We start from the raw sequence: 777 nt of genomic DNA on the forward strand, positions 1-777 counted from the left end.
CGCACATTCTTCCAGAGCCATCAGCTTCCAGTCGTAATCCGCATCGTTTGCATCGTCAATGCTCCGGCCGTATTTCGCAAAGCCCTTTTCATCTTGTGCGTCTACAATGGCAGTGAATCCCTTGATGACTTCTTGACTGATTTGTGGTCGTGATTTTGGATTTTGCATATTGTTATCTTTGTTCATTTACTTTCCTCCAACAGCTCTCGATTTTGATAAATATTTCCGATAACCTCAAGCTCTGCGTTGGGCAACTCATTGCTTATCGTTCCAGGTAAAAACAACTTCCCAATCCCATTCGCACAACGAACACCAAGCCATATCCCTTCTGCATAGTAGATCTCCCCACGTACTGATTCTTGAATGTCTTCCACTTCCGTACGACTGCAATCTGTGTAAATAACCCTCGTGTAATCTACGATATCCCCTTCATAAATCTCCACGCCGTTCTTGTCCTGTAATCCGGTGTACTGCATATAGATAACATCATCACTTTGTGGTCTATAAAAATCTGAATCAGTGATCTTGCCACAATACAGCATTCTTTGTTTTGGTTCTCCGTTCCAATTGCCACCAAATGTGCGAAATTTTATCTCTTTCATTTGCTTTCCTCCGCTTCTGCTAGTTGCTTGAGCCATTCTTTATCTCCTGTATCTAGCGCCATATTAATGTGCAAGCGTTTCAAGGTTGCCGCATCCTCTGACGCCAGCTCGCTGTCTAATGGCTCCACTTGATAATGACTGAACCGCTTTTCTCCTTCTGACTTTCCATCTCTAA

At 43.4% G+C, this 777-nt stretch carries 2 protein-coding genes; both read right to left on the bottom strand.

What is annotated here, in order from left to right; genetic code table 11:
* Positions 1–186: hypothetical protein (locus tag BBA02S_RS19925; RefSeq protein ID WP_061786772.1), on the bottom strand; the 186-nt coding region annotated here is incomplete at its 3' end.
* Entirely contained in the window at positions 183–638 is a 456-nt protein-coding gene (locus BBA02S_RS19930; protein ID WP_082040302.1) for a YopX family protein, read from the bottom strand. The genes BBA02S_RS19925 and BBA02S_RS19930, both read right to left, overlap by 4 nt.
* Positions 639–777 lie beyond the last annotated feature (139 nt).

This window comes from Bacillus badius NBRC 15713, assembly GCF_001591605.1.
In the GTDB taxonomy this organism is placed as follows: Bacteria; Bacillota; Bacilli; order Bacillales; family Domibacillaceae; genus Pseudobacillus; species Pseudobacillus badius.